This window comes from Paracoccus sediminilitoris (genome assembly GCF_003259195.1).
In the GTDB taxonomy this organism is placed as follows: Bacteria; Pseudomonadota; Alphaproteobacteria; order Rhodobacterales; family Rhodobacteraceae; genus Paracoccus; species Paracoccus sediminilitoris.
The window spans coordinates 83,424-99,327 of sequence record NZ_QJPK01000010.1 but is presented as its reverse complement, the minus strand read 5'-3'; the positions used below and the strand labels follow the sequence as shown (position 1 = coordinate 99,327).

15 protein-coding genes are annotated in these 15,904 nt (G+C 64.9%); 12 read left to right on the top strand and 3 right to left on the bottom strand.

Going from position 1 to position 15,904, the window contains the following annotated elements:
* Nucleotides 1-60: 60 nt before the first annotated feature.
* From DKT70_RS10480 to DKT70_RS10450, 7 genes are all read left to right on the top strand, one after another.
* On the top strand, nt 61-1,548 hold the full coding sequence (locus tag DKT70_RS10480) for a replicative DNA helicase (RefSeq protein WP_072297087.1): 1,488 nt from the start codon (nt 61-63) through the stop codon (nt 1,546-1,548).
* Between the two features lie 72 nt (nt 1,549-1,620).
* The gene (gene msrA / locus DKT70_RS10475; protein ID WP_111559088.1) at nt 1,621-2,268 is read left to right on the top strand and encodes a peptide-methionine (S)-S-oxide reductase MsrA; all 648 of its coding nucleotides are present in this window, start codon (nt 1,621-1,623) and stop codon (nt 2,266-2,268) included.
* Between the two features lie 64 nt (nt 2,269-2,332).
* Entirely contained in the window at nt 2,333-3,529 is a 1,197-nt protein-coding gene (locus DKT70_RS10470; protein ID WP_111559087.1) for a multidrug effflux MFS transporter, read from the top strand.
* A gap of 71 nt (nt 3,530-3,600) precedes the next feature.
* On the top strand, nt 3,601-4,998 hold the full coding sequence (locus tag DKT70_RS10465) for a helix-turn-helix domain-containing protein (RefSeq protein ID WP_111559086.1): 1,398 nt from the start codon (nt 3,601-3,603) through the stop codon (nt 4,996-4,998).
* A 185-nt stretch (nt 4,999-5,183) separates the two neighbouring features.
* Complete coding sequence (locus tag DKT70_RS10460; RefSeq protein WP_111559085.1) at nt 5,184-6,479, top strand: DUF5930 domain-containing protein; 1,296 nt, start codon at nt 5,184-5,186, stop codon at nt 6,477-6,479.
* Nucleotides 6,469-6,969 carry a bactofilin family protein gene (locus DKT70_RS10455; RefSeq protein ID WP_111559084.1) on the top strand — a complete coding sequence of 167 codons (501 nt, stop codon included), beginning with the start codon at nt 6,469-6,471 and terminating at the stop codon, nt 6,967-6,969. The genes DKT70_RS10460 and DKT70_RS10455 overlap by 11 nt, the downstream gene beginning before the upstream one ends.
* Nucleotides 6,970-7,085: 116 nt before the next feature.
* On the top strand, nt 7,086-7,928 hold the full coding sequence (locus DKT70_RS10450; protein WP_111559083.1) for a fumarylacetoacetate hydrolase family protein: 843 nt from the start codon (nt 7,086-7,088) through the stop codon (nt 7,926-7,928).
* Here DKT70_RS10450 and coaD read toward each other — a convergent pair.
* The 3 genes from coaD to DKT70_RS10435 all read right to left on the bottom strand — a co-directional run bounded on the left by coaD (nt 7,925) and on the right by DKT70_RS10435 (nt 9,940).
* Nucleotides 7,925-8,422: a pantetheine-phosphate adenylyltransferase gene (gene coaD / locus DKT70_RS10445; protein ID WP_111559082.1), complete on the bottom strand. Its 498-nt coding sequence runs from the start codon at nt 8,420-8,422 to the stop codon at nt 7,925-7,927. The genes DKT70_RS10450 and coaD overlap by 4 nt on opposite strands.
* Nucleotides 8,423-8,510: 88 nt before the next feature.
* Nucleotides 8,511-8,972 (bottom strand): CBS domain-containing protein, encoded by a 462-nt coding sequence (locus tag DKT70_RS10440; protein ID WP_111559081.1) that lies wholly within the window; start codon nt 8,970-8,972, stop codon nt 8,511-8,513.
* 56 nt (nt 8,973-9,028) lie between these two features.
* On the bottom strand, nt 9,029-9,940 hold the full coding sequence (locus DKT70_RS10435) for a LysR family transcriptional regulator (RefSeq protein WP_111559080.1): 912 nt from the start codon (nt 9,938-9,940) through the stop codon (nt 9,029-9,031).
* A gap of 102 nt (nt 9,941-10,042) precedes the next feature.
* Here DKT70_RS10435 and DKT70_RS10430 point away from each other — a divergent pair, with 102 nt between their 5' ends.
* The 5 genes from DKT70_RS10430 to mmsB all read left to right on the top strand — a co-directional run bounded on the left by DKT70_RS10430 (nt 10,043) and on the right by mmsB (nt 15,868).
* On the top strand, nt 10,043-11,542 hold the full coding sequence (locus DKT70_RS10430) for a CoA-acylating methylmalonate-semialdehyde dehydrogenase (RefSeq protein ID WP_111559079.1): 1,500 nt from the start codon (nt 10,043-10,045) through the stop codon (nt 11,540-11,542).
* Nucleotides 11,543-11,633: 91 nt separating this feature from the next.
* Nucleotides 11,634-12,764 (top strand): carboxylate-amine ligase, encoded by a 1,131-nt coding sequence (locus tag DKT70_RS10425; RefSeq protein WP_111559078.1) that lies wholly within the window; start codon nt 11,634-11,636, stop codon nt 12,762-12,764.
* A gap of 80 nt (nt 12,765-12,844) precedes the next feature.
* Complete coding sequence (locus tag DKT70_RS10420) at nt 12,845-13,990, top strand: acyl-CoA dehydrogenase family protein (protein ID WP_111559077.1); 1,146 nt, start codon at nt 12,845-12,847, stop codon at nt 13,988-13,990.
* A 4-nt stretch (nt 13,991-13,994) separates the two neighbouring features.
* Nucleotides 13,995-15,002: an enoyl-CoA hydratase/isomerase family protein gene (locus DKT70_RS10415; protein ID WP_111559076.1), complete on the top strand. Its 1,008-nt coding sequence runs from the start codon at nt 13,995-13,997 to the stop codon at nt 15,000-15,002.
* Nucleotides 14,999-15,868, top strand: coding sequence for a 3-hydroxyisobutyrate dehydrogenase (gene mmsB, locus DKT70_RS10410; RefSeq protein WP_111559075.1), 870 nt, complete (start codon nt 14,999-15,001; stop codon nt 15,866-15,868). Before DKT70_RS10415 ends, mmsB begins: the two co-directional genes overlap by 4 nt.
* Nucleotides 15,869-15,904: the final 36 nt, after the last annotated feature.

The window sequence follows — 15,904 nt, the reverse complement described above, 5'->3', positions numbered from 1 at the left end:
TCATCGGCCCCCGTCTTGCGTTAGACTCGCAGCTTCGAACATCAGGAAGGCGGCATGGACATGACCGGACTACGCGTCATCACCCCGGGTCAGGACAGCGACGAGGGCGAAAAGACATCGATCCCCTATTCGCTCGAGGCGGAACAGCAGCTGCTGGGCGCACTGCTGACCAATAACGACGTGTTCGACCGGGTCAGCCAGATCATCAAGGGCGACCATTTCTATCACCCCGTCCATGCCCGCATCTTCGACATCTGCGGCGAACGCATCCGCAAGAACGCGTTGGCCAGCCCCGTCACCATCAAGGCCTTTCTGGAAAACGACGAGGGCCTGAAGGAGCTGGGCGGCCCCGCCTATCTGGCGCGCATGGCCAGCGCCGCGATCAGCGCCTATGCCGCGCGCGATTACGCCCAGATGATCCGCGAATTCGCCCTGCGGCGCGAACTAATGCAGCTGGGCCAGGACATCACCGCCCGCGCCTCCATGGTCGAGGTCGGTGACGAGGCCGAGGAACAGATCAAGGCCGCCGAACAGACGCTCTACAAGCTGGGCGAACAGGGCGTCGCGGAACGCGGCTTCCAAAGCTTCCTCAAGGCCGTCACCGGGGCCGTTCAGGTCGCAAACGCCGCCTATCAGCGCGACGGGAAACTGTCGGGGATCTCGACCGGGCTGGTCGATCTGGACGGCAAGATGGGCGGGCTGAACAATTCGGACCTGATCATCCTGGCCGGTCGCCCGTCGATGGGGAAGACCTCGCTGGCCACCAACATCGCCTTCAACATCGCCAAGGCCCACAAGATGGGCGAAAAGCCCGATGGCACCCATGGCACGGTCGAAGGCGGGGTCGTGGGCTTTTTCAGCTTGGAGATGTCGGCCGAACAGCTGGCCGCCCGCATCCTGTCCGAGGCCGCCGAGGTGCCCTCGGAACGCATCCGTTCAGGCAACATGGACGAGGCCGAGTTCCGCCGCTTCGTCGAGGCCGCCCATGCGTTGCAGAACTGCCCGCTGTTCATCGACGACACGCCCGCCCTGCCCATCAACCAGCTGGCTGCCCGCGCACGCAAGCTGAAGCGGACGCATGGTCTGGACGTGCTGATGGTCGATTATCTTCAGCTGCTGAAGGCCGCATCCGCCAAGGACAGCCGCGTGAACGAGGTGTCGGAGATCACGCAGGGGCTGAAAGCCGTCGCCAAGGAATTGAACATCCCCGTCATCGCCCTGTCGCAGCTGTCGCGTCAGGTCGAGAACCGCGAGGACAAACGCCCGCAACTGTCCGATCTGCGCGAATCTGGTTCGATCGAACAGGACGCCGACATCGTGATGTTCGTTTTCCGCGAGGAATATTACAAGGAACGCGAAAAGCCCTCGGATGCCGATCTGGACGCCATGGCCAAGTGGCAGCAGATCATGGAAAACGTCCATGGCAAGGCCGAGGTCATTCTGGGCAAGCAGCGCCACGGTCCCATCGGCACGGTCGAACTGTCCTTCGAAGGCCAGTTCACCCGCTTTGGCAACCTGGCCCGCGACCGTCAGACGCAGTGGGACTGACCGCCATCACGCGCGCTTGACTTGATCGGTTAGCCCCCTACCCGCACGATGGCGGGAACCACAGGAGGTCCCATGACCCATTCCTTTCGCCTTGCGCTGGCGGCGTCGGCAGCCCTTGGTTTCGCCGCCGGCCCCGCGCTCAGCCAGGCGCAGGACACCGCCATCGTGGCGGGGGGCTGCTTCTGGTGCGTCGAGGCCGATTTCGAAAAGATGGCCGGCGTCGCCGAGGTCTATTCCGGCTTTACCGGCGGCACCGTGGCCAATCCCAGCTATGAACAGGTGACCGACGGCGGCACCGGCCATTACGAAGCCGCCCGCATTATCTATGACCCCGCCAAGGTCAGCTATGACCAGCTGATGTATGCGTTCTTCCGATCGGTGAACCCCACCGATCCCGGCGGACAGTTCTGCGACCGGGGCGACAGCTATCGCACCGCCATCTTCGTGCGCAATGCCGCCGAACGCCGTTCGGCCGAACGCGCCAAGGCGCAGGCGGCCGCCGATCTGGGCCAGAAGATCGTGACCCCAATCCTGGACGCCGGGCCCTTTTATGACGCCGATGCCTATCACCAGGATTACTACAAGCAGGGCGACCTGATCCTGACGCGTTTCGGCCCCCGGTCCAAGGCCTCGGCCTACAAGCTCTATCGTGATTCCTGCGGGCGCGATCAGCGGGTCAGGGACCTGTGGGGGAATGCCGCACCTTTCGTCAATCACTAGTCTTGCACGATCTGCATAATCGGTGGAAGCTGTCGCGCCCGCACCGGAGCGACCAGGAAAGCCGATGTCACGAACGCGAACCGCCCCCCACCTGCTGACCCTTGTCGTCCTGTCGGGCGTCTCGGCATTGTCGATGAATGTCTTCCTGCCGTCCCTGCCCGGGATGGCACGGGATTTCGACGTGGATTACGGGGTCATGCAGCTGTCGGTGTCGGCCTATATCGGGGCCAGCGCGGTGCTGCAGCTGCTGGGCGGGCCGATCAGCGACCGCTTCGGGCGCAGGCCGGTGGTGCTGTGGTCGCTGGTGCTGTTCCTGCTGGCCACGATCGGTACCATGCTGGCGGGCGACATCACCACCTTCCTGATCTTCCGCCTGCTGCAATCGGTCATCACCGTCTGCATGCTGGTGCCCCGCGCGGTGGTGCGCGATCTCTATGACGGGGATCGGGCGGCCTCGATGCTGGGCTATGTCACCATGGGCATGGCGGTCGTGCCGATGATGGCCCCGGTCTTCGGTGGCGTCCTGGACGAACTGTTCGGCTGGCAGGCCAATTTCGCCGTCATGGGGCTGTTGGCGCTGATCGTCCTGGCCATCGCCTGGCGCGACATGGGCGAAACGGTCCGCGACGGCGGCATGTCGCTGCGCCGACAGATGGCGAATTATCCGATCCTGTTCCGATCGCACCGGTTCTGGGGATACTGCCTTGCGGCGACGCTGTCTTCGGGGGCATTCTTCGCCTATCTGGGCGGGGCGCCATTCGTGGGCGACCAGGTCTTCGGGCTGACGCCGGCACAGGTGGGATATTGGTTCGCCGCGCCCAGCATCGGCTATATCACCGGCAACTTCATCTCGGCCCGCAATTCGCCTCGGCTGGGGCTGAACCGGATGATCCTGATCGGGGCGATCACCTGCCTTGTGGCGCTGACCGTGGGCCTGCTGGCCGATCTGGCGGGCCATGTGCGTCCGCTGATCTTCTTTGGCGCCATCGCCACGATGGGCCTTGGCAACGGCATGGTCCTGCCCAATGCCAATGCCGGGATGATGAGCATCCGCCCCGAATTGGCCGGAACCGCGTCGGGTCTGGGCGGCGCTCTGGCCGTGGCGGGGGGCGCGGCGCTCTCGGCGCTGGCCGGGGCGCTGCTGCAACCGGGCAGCGGAGCGACGCCCTTGCTGACGATCATGTGCTGTTCGGCCTTCGGATCGCTTATGGCCATTGCCTGGGTCTTTCACCGCGAACGCCGCATCATGCAGCCCGCCTGACCCCCGCCACGGAGGACTTGCCGCGCCGCCTTTGCAAAGGCTAACACTGGCTTTGCAACGGTGGGGACAGCATGGCCACGCAAAAGATCTATGCCGGCAGTGCGCTGCGCGAAACGCGCGCCCGTGCCGGCCTGACCCAGAAGCGCTTTGCAGAGACGCTTGGCGTGTCCCTGCCCTATCTGTCCCAGATGGAGAACAATCACAGGCCCATCTCGGCCGGTGCGCTGCTGCGGCTGGCGCAGGAATTCGGCGTTGATCTGACCACGCTGGCGGCGGGCGACGCCGAACGCATGGTCATCGACATGCAGGAGGCGCTGGCCGACCCCCTGTTCGACGCCACGCCCCCCCTAGCCGATCTGCGGCTGGCGGCGACGAATGCGCCGGTGCTTGCGCGGGCCTTTCTGGACCTTTATCGCGCGCATCGGCAGGGACAGGAACGGCTGGCGGCGATGGATCAGGCGATCGGGGCCGACGGACGCAACAGCCTGTCCACGCCGTGGGAGGAGGTCCGCGACTTCTTCCATTACTGCGACAACTATATCGATGCCGTGGACCGCGCCGCCGAACATTTCGCCTGTCCCGATGGCGTGCGACAGGACCCGTGGCAGCTGGCGGTCACAGCCTTGGCCAAGCGTAACATCCGCGTCCAACTGGCCGAAATGCCTGCCAATTCCGTCTTTCGCAGGCAGGGCGACCAGATCCTGGTGAATGCCGCATCCGAACCTGCCACGCGCTTGTTCCAGCTGCTGCACCTGGTGGCCTTGGAACGCCAGAACGACCTTCTGGAGGCGACGCTGGACCTGGCCCGTTTCCGCAGCGATACGGCGCGCGAAATCGCGCGGGTCGGCATGGCGAATTATTTCGCCGGGGCCGCGCTGATGCCCTATCGCGCCTTCATGGCCGCCGCCAAGGCCGAGCGTCACGACCTGGAACGCCTGTCCCACCTGTTCGGCGCGTCGCTGGAGCAGGTGGCGCATCGGCTGTCAACGCTGCAGCGTCCCGGCGCCAAGGGGGTGCCCTTCTTCTTTGTCCGCGTCGATCAGGCAGGCACCATCACCAAGCGCCATTCGGCGACCCGGCTGCAATTTGCCCGTTTCGGCGGGGCCTGCCCCTTGTGGAACGTGCATCAGGCATTCGAACAGCCGGGCCGCTTTCTGCGGCAACTGGCCGAGACGCCGGACGGGGTCCGCTATCTGCTGTTGTCACGCGACGTGTCGAAACATGCCGGCGCCTTCAACGCGCCGGTGCGCCGTTTTGCTATCGGTCTGGGATGCGAGGTCACCCAGGCCGAGGGGATGGTCTATGCCGACGGGCTGGACCTGACCAAGCCGCGGGTTTTCGATCCGATCGGCATTTCGTGCCGCATCTGTCCCCGCCGCGATTGTCATCAGCGTTCGGTGCCACCGATGGACCGCGCCCTGCGAATCCCGGCCGATCGGGACGGACCGCTGCCGTATGAAATAGCCTGAGGAATCAACGGTCTCCGCAACCATTAGGCGAGTTCCTGCCGACGGCAGCAGAGATCCGCCAATTTTGGGAACCCATTGGCGGGACCCTGTTGCCAAGAAGGCACAGGTGCTATTTACCCGACGCTGAACGGAACCGACGCGTCAGATGCTTCATCAAAGGCGCGCATTCGAGGGACAGTGTCAGAATGGCAGTTATGGATCGACTGAACGCGTCGCTGGAAAAATGGCTGCCCGAGCAGCGTCTGTTCCTGCGGTCAGATGACACCACGCGTTTCGTCCGCCTGCGCCCCGTGACCCAGCTTGTCGGCATCAGCGGCATCACCGTGGTCTTCGGCTGGACGTTGGTCGCCAGTTCCTTCCTGGTGATCGATGCGGTCAGTTCGGGGAATTCGCGCGACCAGATGCTGCGCGCGCAATCGGCCTTCGAGGAACGTCTGGACCAGCTGTCCGCCGAACGCGACGCCCGCGCCGCCGAGGCGCTGGCCGCGCAGAACCGTTTCACGGTCGCACTGGACCAAGTCTCGAAGATGCAGAGCCAACTGCTGACATCCGAACAGCAGCGCCGCGAGGTCGAAACCGGGCTTGATGCCGTCCAGACCACGCTGCGCGACGCGATCAGCGAACGCGACGAGGCCAAGGCCATCGTCACCGCCGAAGCGAACGATCAGGCCGCACCCGATCGCAGCGGCGAATTCTCGGTAGCGTTGGACATCCTGTCGAACGAATTGCGCAGCGCCGCCGACCAGCGCGCCTCGGCCGAACTGGAAGCCGCCGAAGCCCAGCTGACCGCGCAGGAACTGGCCGTCGAGCGCGACCAGATCCTGGCCCGCAACGACGAGATCCTGACCCAGCTGGAGGACGCCGTTTCCGTGTCGGTCAAGCCGCTGGACGATGTCTTCCGGTCGGTGGGCATGAACCCCGACGACGTTCTGAGCACAATTCGCCGCGGTTATTCCGGTCAGGGCGGCCCGCTGACGCCGATGTCCTATTCGACCCGCGGCAACGCGGCGCTGAGCCAAGGGGAAACCAAGGCCCGGCAGATCATCGTCACGCTGGACCAGATGAACACCTATCGCATCGCGATTGAAAAGCTGCCCTTGGCCATGCCCGTGCGCGACAGTTTCCGCTATACTTCGGGCTTCGGGCGCCGGTGGGGCCGGATGCATGAAGGCATCGACATGGCGGGCCCCGTGGGCACCCCCATCTATGCCACCGGCGACGGCGTCGTGATCCAGGCCGGTCGTGCCAGCGGTTACGGCAACCTGATCAAGATCCAGCACGAGTTGGGCACCGAGACCCGCTATGGCCACCTGAGCCGTATCCGCGTCAAGGTGGGTGATAAGGTGTCGCAAGGCGACCTCATCGGTGATATGGGAAACACTGGACGTTCGACCGGCCCGCATCTTCATTACGAAGTGCGCATGAAAGGTCGTGCCGTGGACCCGATGAGCTTCATCAAGGCAGCAGACAATGTTTTCTAAGACCCGCGTAACCGAAAATACCCGCCCCCAGCAGTCCTCGGGCCCGCAGCCTGCCCCCGAGGCAGCCGCCCCCGCCACGCCCGAGCGCACCCCCGAGGCCACTGCCGCCCCGGCAAGCGCACCGCGCGCCCGCACGACGCCTTCAGTCCTGTCCTCGGACCTGACGGTGGTCGGCAACATCAAGACCCAGGGCGATATCCAGATCGAGGGCACGGTCGAAGGTGACATTCGCGCCCATCAGCTGACGGTCGGTGAATCGGCCACCATCAAGGGCGAGATTGTGGGCGACGACGTCATCGTGCATGGCCGCGTCATCGGGCGCGTCCGCGGCCTGAAGGTACGTCTGACCGCCTCGGCCCGCGTTGAGGGCGACATCATCCACAAGACCATCGCCATCGAATCGGGCGCCCATTTCGAAGGGTCGGTCCAGCGCCAGGAAGACCCGCTGGCCAATGGCGGCACAAAGAAGCTGGCCCCGCCGGCAGAGTGATTGCCCCGACATGACCATCAAGGCCCGCTTCGGCGGGTCTTTTTCATGGGCTATTCCACATTGCGCCCCGGGGTGCCACAGTCCCGTCACAAGCTGACCAATGGGGGGACGATCACATGAAGCTGCTGCGTTATGGGCCAAGCGGGGCCGAAAAGCCGGGAATGCTGGATGATGCGGGAAGGGTCCGCGACCTGTCGGGCCATGTCGACGACATTTCGGGGTCCGTCCTGACGGCGGCATCGCTGCAGCATCTGCGCGATCTGGACCCGGCCAGCCTGCCGCTGGTCGATGGGCAGGACCTGCGTTTGGGCGCCTGTGTGGCGGGTGTGGGCAAGTTCATCGCCATCGGGCTGAACTATGCCGATCACGCGGCCGAATCCGGGATGGACGTGCCCTCGGAGCCCATCGTCTTCACCAAGTGGAACAGCTGCATCGCCGGCCCCGATGACGACCTGCATCTGCCCAAAGGATCGCAGCACACCGATTGGGAGGTCGAGCTGGGCGTCGTCATCGGCGATGCGGGCCGCGACATCCGACCCGAAGACGCGCTGGACCATGTCGCGGGCTATTGCGTGGTCAACGACATCAGCGAGCGCGATTGGCAGATCAATCACGGCCCGACCTGGGACAAGGGCAAGGGCTATGACGGCTTTGGCCCCATCGGCCCCTGGATGGTCACCCGCGACGAGATTTCCGACCCGCAGGCCCTGCGCCTGTGGCTGGAGATCGACGGCGTCATGCAGCAGGACGGCAATACCCGCACCATGGTTTTCGGCGTGGCCGAACTGGTTGCCTATTGCTCGCGTCTGGCGACGCTGCATCCGGGCGACATCATCACGACGGGCACGCCGCCGGGCGTCGGCATGGGGCAAAAGCCGCCCGTCTATCTGCGCGACGGGCAGGTCATGCGTCTGGGGATCGACGGTCTGGGTGAACAGCGCCAGCGGGTTCGCGGCTAGCGCTGGTCAAAGCGCGCCATCAGCGCCTGACAGACCGGCGGCGTGACGAATTTCGACACGTCGCCGCCAAGCCGGGCGATCTCCTTGACCAGCTTCGAGGCGATCGCTTGGCGGCGCGCGTCGGCCATCAGGAAGACGGTCTCGATTTCGTGGTCCAAGGCGCGGTTCATGCCGACCATCTGGAATTCGTATTCGAAATCGGCCACCGCGCGCAGGCCGCGCACGATCATGGTCGCGCCGACATCGCGGGCGCAATCGATCAGCAGGTTCTCGAACGGATGCACGATGATTTCGCCACCCGTCTTGGCGGCGATGGCATCGCATTCCGCCTGCACCATCGCGACCCGTTCTTCCAGGTTGAACAGCGGTCCCTTGTCACGGTTGATGGCGACGCCGATCACAAGCCGGTCGACCATCACCATGGCACGTTGCATGATGTCGATGTGACCCAGTGTGATCGGATCGAAAGTGCCGGGGTAGAGGCCGATGCGCATGAGGCTGACGTCCTGTTTCAAGGTATCGGCCTTCAGGCAAACCGCATTTGCCCCCGGATTGCAAGTTCGTGATGCCGGGGGCGTTGCGTCAGCTGCCCATGATCATCCCAGTCAGCGCGTCCTTTTCGGCCGCCAGTTCCTTCAGGCGGCCGCTGACGGCATCCCCGATGGACACCACGCCCAGCATGTCGCCGTTGGGATCGACGACGGGCATGTGACGGAAGCGGCCCTCGCTCATCCTTTGCAGGACGGCCATGCCCTCGTCGCCCGGCTTGCAGGTCTGGACGGCCTTGGTCATCACGCCGCTGATGGGGGTGGACAGCACCGACGGGCCATGCTTGCCCAGTTGCCGCACGATGTCGCGTTCCGACAAGATGCCTTCGGGCGTGCGCCCGTTCGATGACACGACCACTGCCCCGATCCGCTGTTCGGCCAGCAGGGTGGCAGCCTCGGCCAGGGTGGCATCTGGCTTGATCGTCACGATCAATCCGGCTTCGATCCACGGCTTGTCCGTATCCGATTTCATCGACAGCAGTTGCTTGACCAGCATCAGACGCCCCCTTTTCGGCTTGGTTATCCTTATCAAAATCGCACAATCGCCCCGCGTCAAGTGGGACCATCGCCGCCGGCGGTCAACTGCCCTTCCAGCCGCGCGACCTCGGCGCGGATGCCTGCGGCCAACGCCTCGGCCAGAAGGGTCAGGCGACGCGACGCGCGGTCATCGGCATGCCGGATCAGCCAGAAGCTGCGGCGCAGGCTGATGTCTTCCGTCAGCACGCGCGTAACGCCCGGCGCGAAGGGGATGGCGAAATCATGCACGATCCCCAGCCCCGCCCCCGCCCGGACCGCCTGCATCTGCACCGCGACCGAGTTCGAGCTGATCTGCGCCGTTTCCAGCCCCGTCGCGGACAGGTAGTCCAGTTCGCGATCAAAGATCATGTCGGGGATATAGCTGATGATCCGATGCCCGCGCAGATCCTGCAGCGTTTGGACCGGCGGGTGGTAGTCCAGATAATCGCGATGCGCCGCCAGATGCAGATGATAGTCGGTCAGCCGCTGCACGACCAGGCGGCCGGTATCGGGGGGCGAAACGGCAATGGCCATGTCGGCCTCTCGCTTGGTCAGGTTCACCACGCGCGGCAGCGCGACGATCTGGATCTCCAGCCCCGGATGGGCGTCGCACAGATCGCGCGCCACCTGCGGCAGCAGGTAATTGGCGCAACCGTCGGGCGCCCCGATGCGCAGTTGTCCCGTCAGACCCGCGTCGCGGCGCACGCCCTCGACCGCGGCGGCGGCGGCCTGTTCGGCGGCCTCGGCGGGGGCGATCAGGCGCGCGCCTTCGGCGGTCAGGGCGTAACCCTGCGGCGTTTTCACGAACAGCGCCGCGCCCACCGCCGCCTCCAGCCGCGCGATGCGGCGCCCGACGGTCGATGCATCCATGGCCAGCCGCCGCCCTGCCGAGGACAGGCTTTCCGTCCGCGCCACGGCCAGAAATATCCGCAGGTCGTCCCAGTCCATGCCGATACCTTTGCAAAAACGCAAAACCCTTTTGCCACCATTCCCCTTTATCCGGCATTTCCGCAAGGCTATCGTCCCCGCAACATCAGACAGGAGGACAGCATGAAAGAGATTCATCACTGGATCGACGGCAAGGAAACCAAGGGCGGCTCGGGTCGCTTTTCCGACGTCTTCAACCCCGCCACCGGCGAGGTTCAGGCCCGCCTGTCGCTGGCCACCAAGGCCGAGCTGGACGACGCCGTCGCAAGCGCCGCCAAGGCGCAGGTCGCATGGGGTGCCACCAACCCGCAGCGCCGCGCCCGCGTGATGATGAAATTCGTAGACCTGATCAACCGCGACATGGACAAGCTGGCCGAGGCCCTGTCGGCCGAACACGGCAAGACCTTCCCCGACGCCAAGGGCGACGTCCAGCGCGGTCTGGAAGTCATCGAATTCTGCATTGGCGCGCCGCATTTGCTGAAGGGTGAATTTACCGACAGCGCCGGCCCCGGCATCGACATGTATTCCATGCGCCAGCCGCTTGGCGTCGTGGCGGGTATTACCCCCTTCAACTTCCCCGCCATGATCCCGCTGTGGAAGATGGGCCCGGCGCTGGTCTGCGGCAACGCGATGATCCTGAAGCCGTCCGAACGCGACCCGTCGGTGCCGCTGATGCTGGCCAAGCTGCTGCAGGAGGCGGGCCTGCCCGACGGCGTCCTGCAGGTCGTCAACGGCGACAAGGAAACCGTCGACGCGATTTTGGACAACGAGACCATCCAGGCCGTGGGCTTTGTCGGCTCGACCCCGATCGCGCAGTATATCTATGAACGCGCCTCGGCCAACGGCAAGCGCGCGCAGTGCTTTGGCGGTGCCAAGAACCACATGATCATCATGCCCGACGCCGATCTGGATCAGGCCGCCGACGCGCTGATCGGGGCCGGTTACGGCGCGGCCGGCGAACGCTGCATGGCGATCTCGGTTGCGGTGCCGGTGGGCGAGAAGACCGCCGATGCGCTGATCGAAAAGCTGGTCCCGCGGATCGAGAAGCTGAAGGTCGGTCCCTGGACCGCGGGCGATGATGTCGATTACGGCCCCGTCGTCACCAAGGCCGCCAAGGAAAACATCCTGCGGCTGGTCCAGTCCGGTGTCGACCAGGGTGCCGAACTGGTCGTCGATGGCCGCGACTTCAACCTGCAGGGATACGAGGACGGCTTCTTCGTCGGCCCGCACCTGTTCGACCGCGTCACCCCCGACATGGACATCTACACCCAGGAAATCTTCGGCCCCGTGCTGTCGACCGTCCGCGCTGGCAGCTATGAAGAGGCGATCAAGCTGGCCATGGACCATGAATACGGCAACGGCACGGCCATCTATACCCGCGACGGCGACACGGCACGCGATTTCGCCAGCCGCATCAACATCGGCATGGTCGGCATCAACGTCCCGATCCCGGTTCCGCTGGCCTATCACACCTTCGGCGGCTGGAAGAAATCGGGCTTTGGCGACCTGAACCAGCACGGCCCGGACGCGTTCCGCTTTTACACGCGCACCAAGACCGTGACCGCACGCTGGCCCTCGGGCATCAAGGAAGGCGGAGAGTTCAACTTCAAGGCCATGGACTAGTCCGCGGCCATGACCTGAACGATCCGGACGGACCGGGGGCGCCTGCCTCCGGTTCGTTGCGAACACGGGCTTTCCACGAATGGAACCGTCCATGACCACCCAACCCGACTTTACCCTGGGCATCGAGGAAGAATATCTTCTGGTCGATGCCGATACCGGCGACCTGGCCCCTGCCCCGCAGGCCCTGATGGATGCCTGTACCGCCGATCTGGGCGATCAGGTCAGCCCCGAATTCCTGCGCTGCCAGATCGAGATTGGGACCCCCGTCAGCGCCAACGTGACCGAGGCCCGCGACCACCTGCGCCGCCTTCGCGCCTGCGTGGCGCGCCATGCCGCCGATCACGGGCTGGCGCCGATTTCCGCATCCTGCCATCCGCTTGCCGATTGGCGCGATCAGGACCACACCGACAAGGACCGCTATAACCAGCTGTCGCGCAATCTGGGCAGCGTGGCGCAGCGCATGGTCATCTGCGGGATGCATGTCCATGTCGGCATTCCCGACAAGGCGCAGCGCATCGACCTGATGAACCAGCTGTCCTATTTCCTGCCGCATCTGCTGGCGCTGTCGGCCTCCAGCCCGTTCTGGCAGGGGCAGGATACGGGGCTGGCATCCTATCGCACGACGGTTTTCGGGGGGATGCCACGCACAGGCCTGCCGCCGCTGATGCGCAGCTGGGACGAATACGAACGGTCCATCAAGGCTCTGACCGATCTGGAGGTGATCGAGGACAGCAGCAAGATCTGGTGGGACCTGCGCCCCAGCAACAAGTTCCAGACGCTGGAAACCCGCATCTGCGACGCCTGCCCCCGGATCGAGGATGCCGTGACGCTGGCGGCCCTGATCCAGGCGACGCTGCGGATGCTGTGGCGGCTGTCGCGCAGCAACATCCGCTGGCGGGAATACGACAATTTCCTGCTTGGCGAAAACCGCTGGCGGGCCATGCGCTATGGCACGTCCGAAGGGCTGATCGATTTCGGCGCCCGTCAGATCGTCCCCTTCGACCAGATCGCCGAGGATTGGCTGGCCCTGATCGCGCAGGATGCCGATGCGCTGGACAGCCAGCCACAGGTCGCCCGCCTGCGTGACATGGTGGCACGGGGCACGGCCGCGCAGGCACAGCGCAACGTCGCCGCCCGCGCCCGCAACGCCGGCGCAACCCCGCCCGAGGTGATGCGCGCCATCACGAAACACCTGATGGATCAGTTCACATGCGACCTGTGACCGCCGGGCCTTGCAATATTCTGGCAACATCTGGCAATTAAACACCTGTTCAATTCAGCACATCTGGGGAGGGATGCCGCATGAATTTCGCTTTGACCGAGGAACAGCAGGCCATCTTCGACATGGCACGGGATTTCGGCCAATCCCGCATCGCCCCCTTTGCCCGCGAATGGGAGGCCCAGGGGACCATTCCCCGCGACCTGTGGGCCGATGTCGCCGAATTGGGCCTGGGGGGGCTCTATGTGTCGGACGATCATGGCGGGACGGGCCTGTCGCGCTTGGACGGGACGTTGGTCTTCGAGGCGCTGTCGATGGCCTGCCCTTCGGTCGCGTCCTTCCTGTCCATCCACAACATGTGCGGCGGCATGATCGACAAGTTCGGCAGCGATGAGGCCAAGAGCCGCTGGCTGCCCGACCTCTGTGCGATGAAGCGGATCTTCAGCTATTGCCTGACCGAACCGGGTAGCGGCTCGGATGCGGCGGCCCTGCGCACCACGGCCAAGACAACCGATGAAGGCTGGGTGCTGAACGGCACCAAGGCCTTCATTTCCGGCGGTGGCTATTCCGATGTCTACATCGCCATGGTCCGCACCGGCGATGACGGTCCCAAGGGTATCAGCACGGTCCTGGTCGAAGACGGCACCCCCGGCCTGTCCTTCGGCGCGCCCGAGGACAAGATGGGCTGGCGGTCCCAACCCACCGCGCAGGTCCAGTTCGACGATTGCGCTATCCCGGCCGACAACCTGCTGGGTCAGGAAGGGCGCGGCTTCAGCTATGCCATGGCGGGTCTGGACGGGGGGCGCCTGAACATCGCGGCGGCGGCCTTGGGCGGTGCGCAATCGGCGCTGAACGCGACGCTGGCTTATATGGGCGAGCGCCACGCCTTTGGAAAATCGCTGGACCAGTTCCAAGCCCTGCAGTTCCGTTTGGCGGACATGGAGACTGCCCTGCAATCCAGTCGTATATTCCTGCGCCAAGCCGCATGGAAGCTGGATCACGGCACACCGGACGCCAGCAAGTTCTGCGCCATGGCCAAGCTGCACGTGACCGACCGCGCATTCGAGGTGGCCAACCAATGCCTGCAACTGCATGGTGGCTATGGTTATCTGGCCGATTACGGGATCGAGAAGATCGTCCGCGACCTGCGCGTGCATCAGATCCTGGAGGGCACGAATGAGATCATGCGTCTGATCATCTCTCGGGCGCTGCTGGCCGAACGGGGGTAAGGCTTTGGAAGACCTGAACATTCGCATCGAAGGCCGCGCGGGGCGCATCACCCTGACGCGGGAAAAGGCGCTGAACGCGCTGAACCACGACATGGCGCTGGCGGTGCTTGCCGCGCTGAGCAACTGGTGCGACGATCCGTCGGTCGATCTGGTCATCATGGACGCTGCCGGAGACCGGGCCTTTTGCGCGGGGGGCGATATCGCCGCAGTCTATCACGCAGGGCGGGCGGGCGATCATCAGGTCGGGCGCGATTTCTTTCGCGACGAATACCGGATGAATGTCGCAATCGCGGATTTCCCCAAGCCGGTGGTGGCCTTCATGCAAGGCTTCGTCATGGGCGGCGGGGTGGGACTGGGCGGACATGCCAGCCACCGCATCGTCGGGGACACGACCCGCATCGCCATGCCCGAAAGCGGCATCGGACTGATCCCGGATGTCGGCGGCACCTGGCTCTTGGGTCGCGCGCCGGGGCGGATCGGCGAATATCTGGCACTGACGGGCGCGCGGATGGGTCCGGGCGATGCCATCCACGCGGGCTTTGCCGACACCTATCTGCCCGAAGCCGAATGGCCCGCCCTGATCGCAGCGCTGGAGGACACCGGCGACATCCATCGGATCAAGGGCGCGAAACCGCCCGCTGCGCCGCTGGCCGATCGCGATCTGTCCGCCTTTGGCGGGCGCCACGTCACCGCTATCTTGGATGCCGTCACGGCCGCGGGCGACGATGACAGCATGACGGCAATGCGGCGCAACTCGCCCCTGTCGATGGCAGCGGGGCTTGCCATGGTGCGGGCGGCGCGGGGCGATCGGCGCATCCAGGAATCGCTTGGCCGGGAATACCGCTTCACTGCCCGCGCGACCGAAAGCACCGATTTTCTGGAGGGTGTACGCGCCCAGATCATCGACAAGGACCGCAGCCCGAAATGGGCCGCAGACGCATCGCCAGTGGCCGTTCAGGCCCTGCTTGCCCCCTTGGGCAGCAACGACATGACATGGGAGACTGCTGAATGAAGATCGGTTTCATCGGATTGGGCAACATGGGCGCGCCCATGGCCGCAAACCTGGCCAAGGCCGGCCATCAGGTGACGGGCTTTGACACCGCAGCCCCCATGCCGTCAGGCGTTACGGCCGCAGACAGCGCCCAAGCCGCAGCCCAAGGCGCCGAAGTCGTCATCACCATGCTGCCCAACGGACAGATCCTGCGGACCGTGGCCGACAGCGTCATCCCCGTCATGCAGGCTGGCGCGGTGCTCTGCGATTGTTCGACCGTTGACGTGGACAGCGCCAGGGCGGTGGCCGGACAGGCGCGCGCAGCCGGTCTGGCCGCCTTGGATGCGCCGGTCTCGGGCGGCATCGGTGGCGCGCAGAATGGCACGCTGACCTTCATGGTGGGCGGTGAACAGACCGCCTTCGACACAGTCGAACCGCTGCTGGCGATCATGGGCCAGAAAACCGTCCATTGCGGCGACAGCGGCGCGGGGCAATCGGCCAAGATCTGCAACAACATGATTCTGGGCGTCACCATGATCGCCACCTGCGAGGCCTTTGCCCTTGCCGACAAGCTGGGCCTTGATCGCGGCAAGATGTTCGACGTCGTCTCGACCAGTTCGGGCAGCAGCTGGTCGATGAACAGCTATTGCCCCGCGCCGGGGATCGGGCCGAATTCGCCCGCCGACAATGATTACAAGCCCGGCTTTGCCGCCGAACTGATGCTGAAGGATCTGAACCTGTCCCAGCAGGCTGCCACATCCGCCGATGCGGACACGCCCATGGGCCAACTGGCCCAGCAGCTCTATCAGCGCTTTGTCGAGGATGAGGACGGCCGTGGCCGTGACTTTTCTGCCATGTTGCCAAGATTCACGTCCCGAGGGCGCTGAATCCGGCCTTTGCACGATGGACAGGGCGGAACTCTG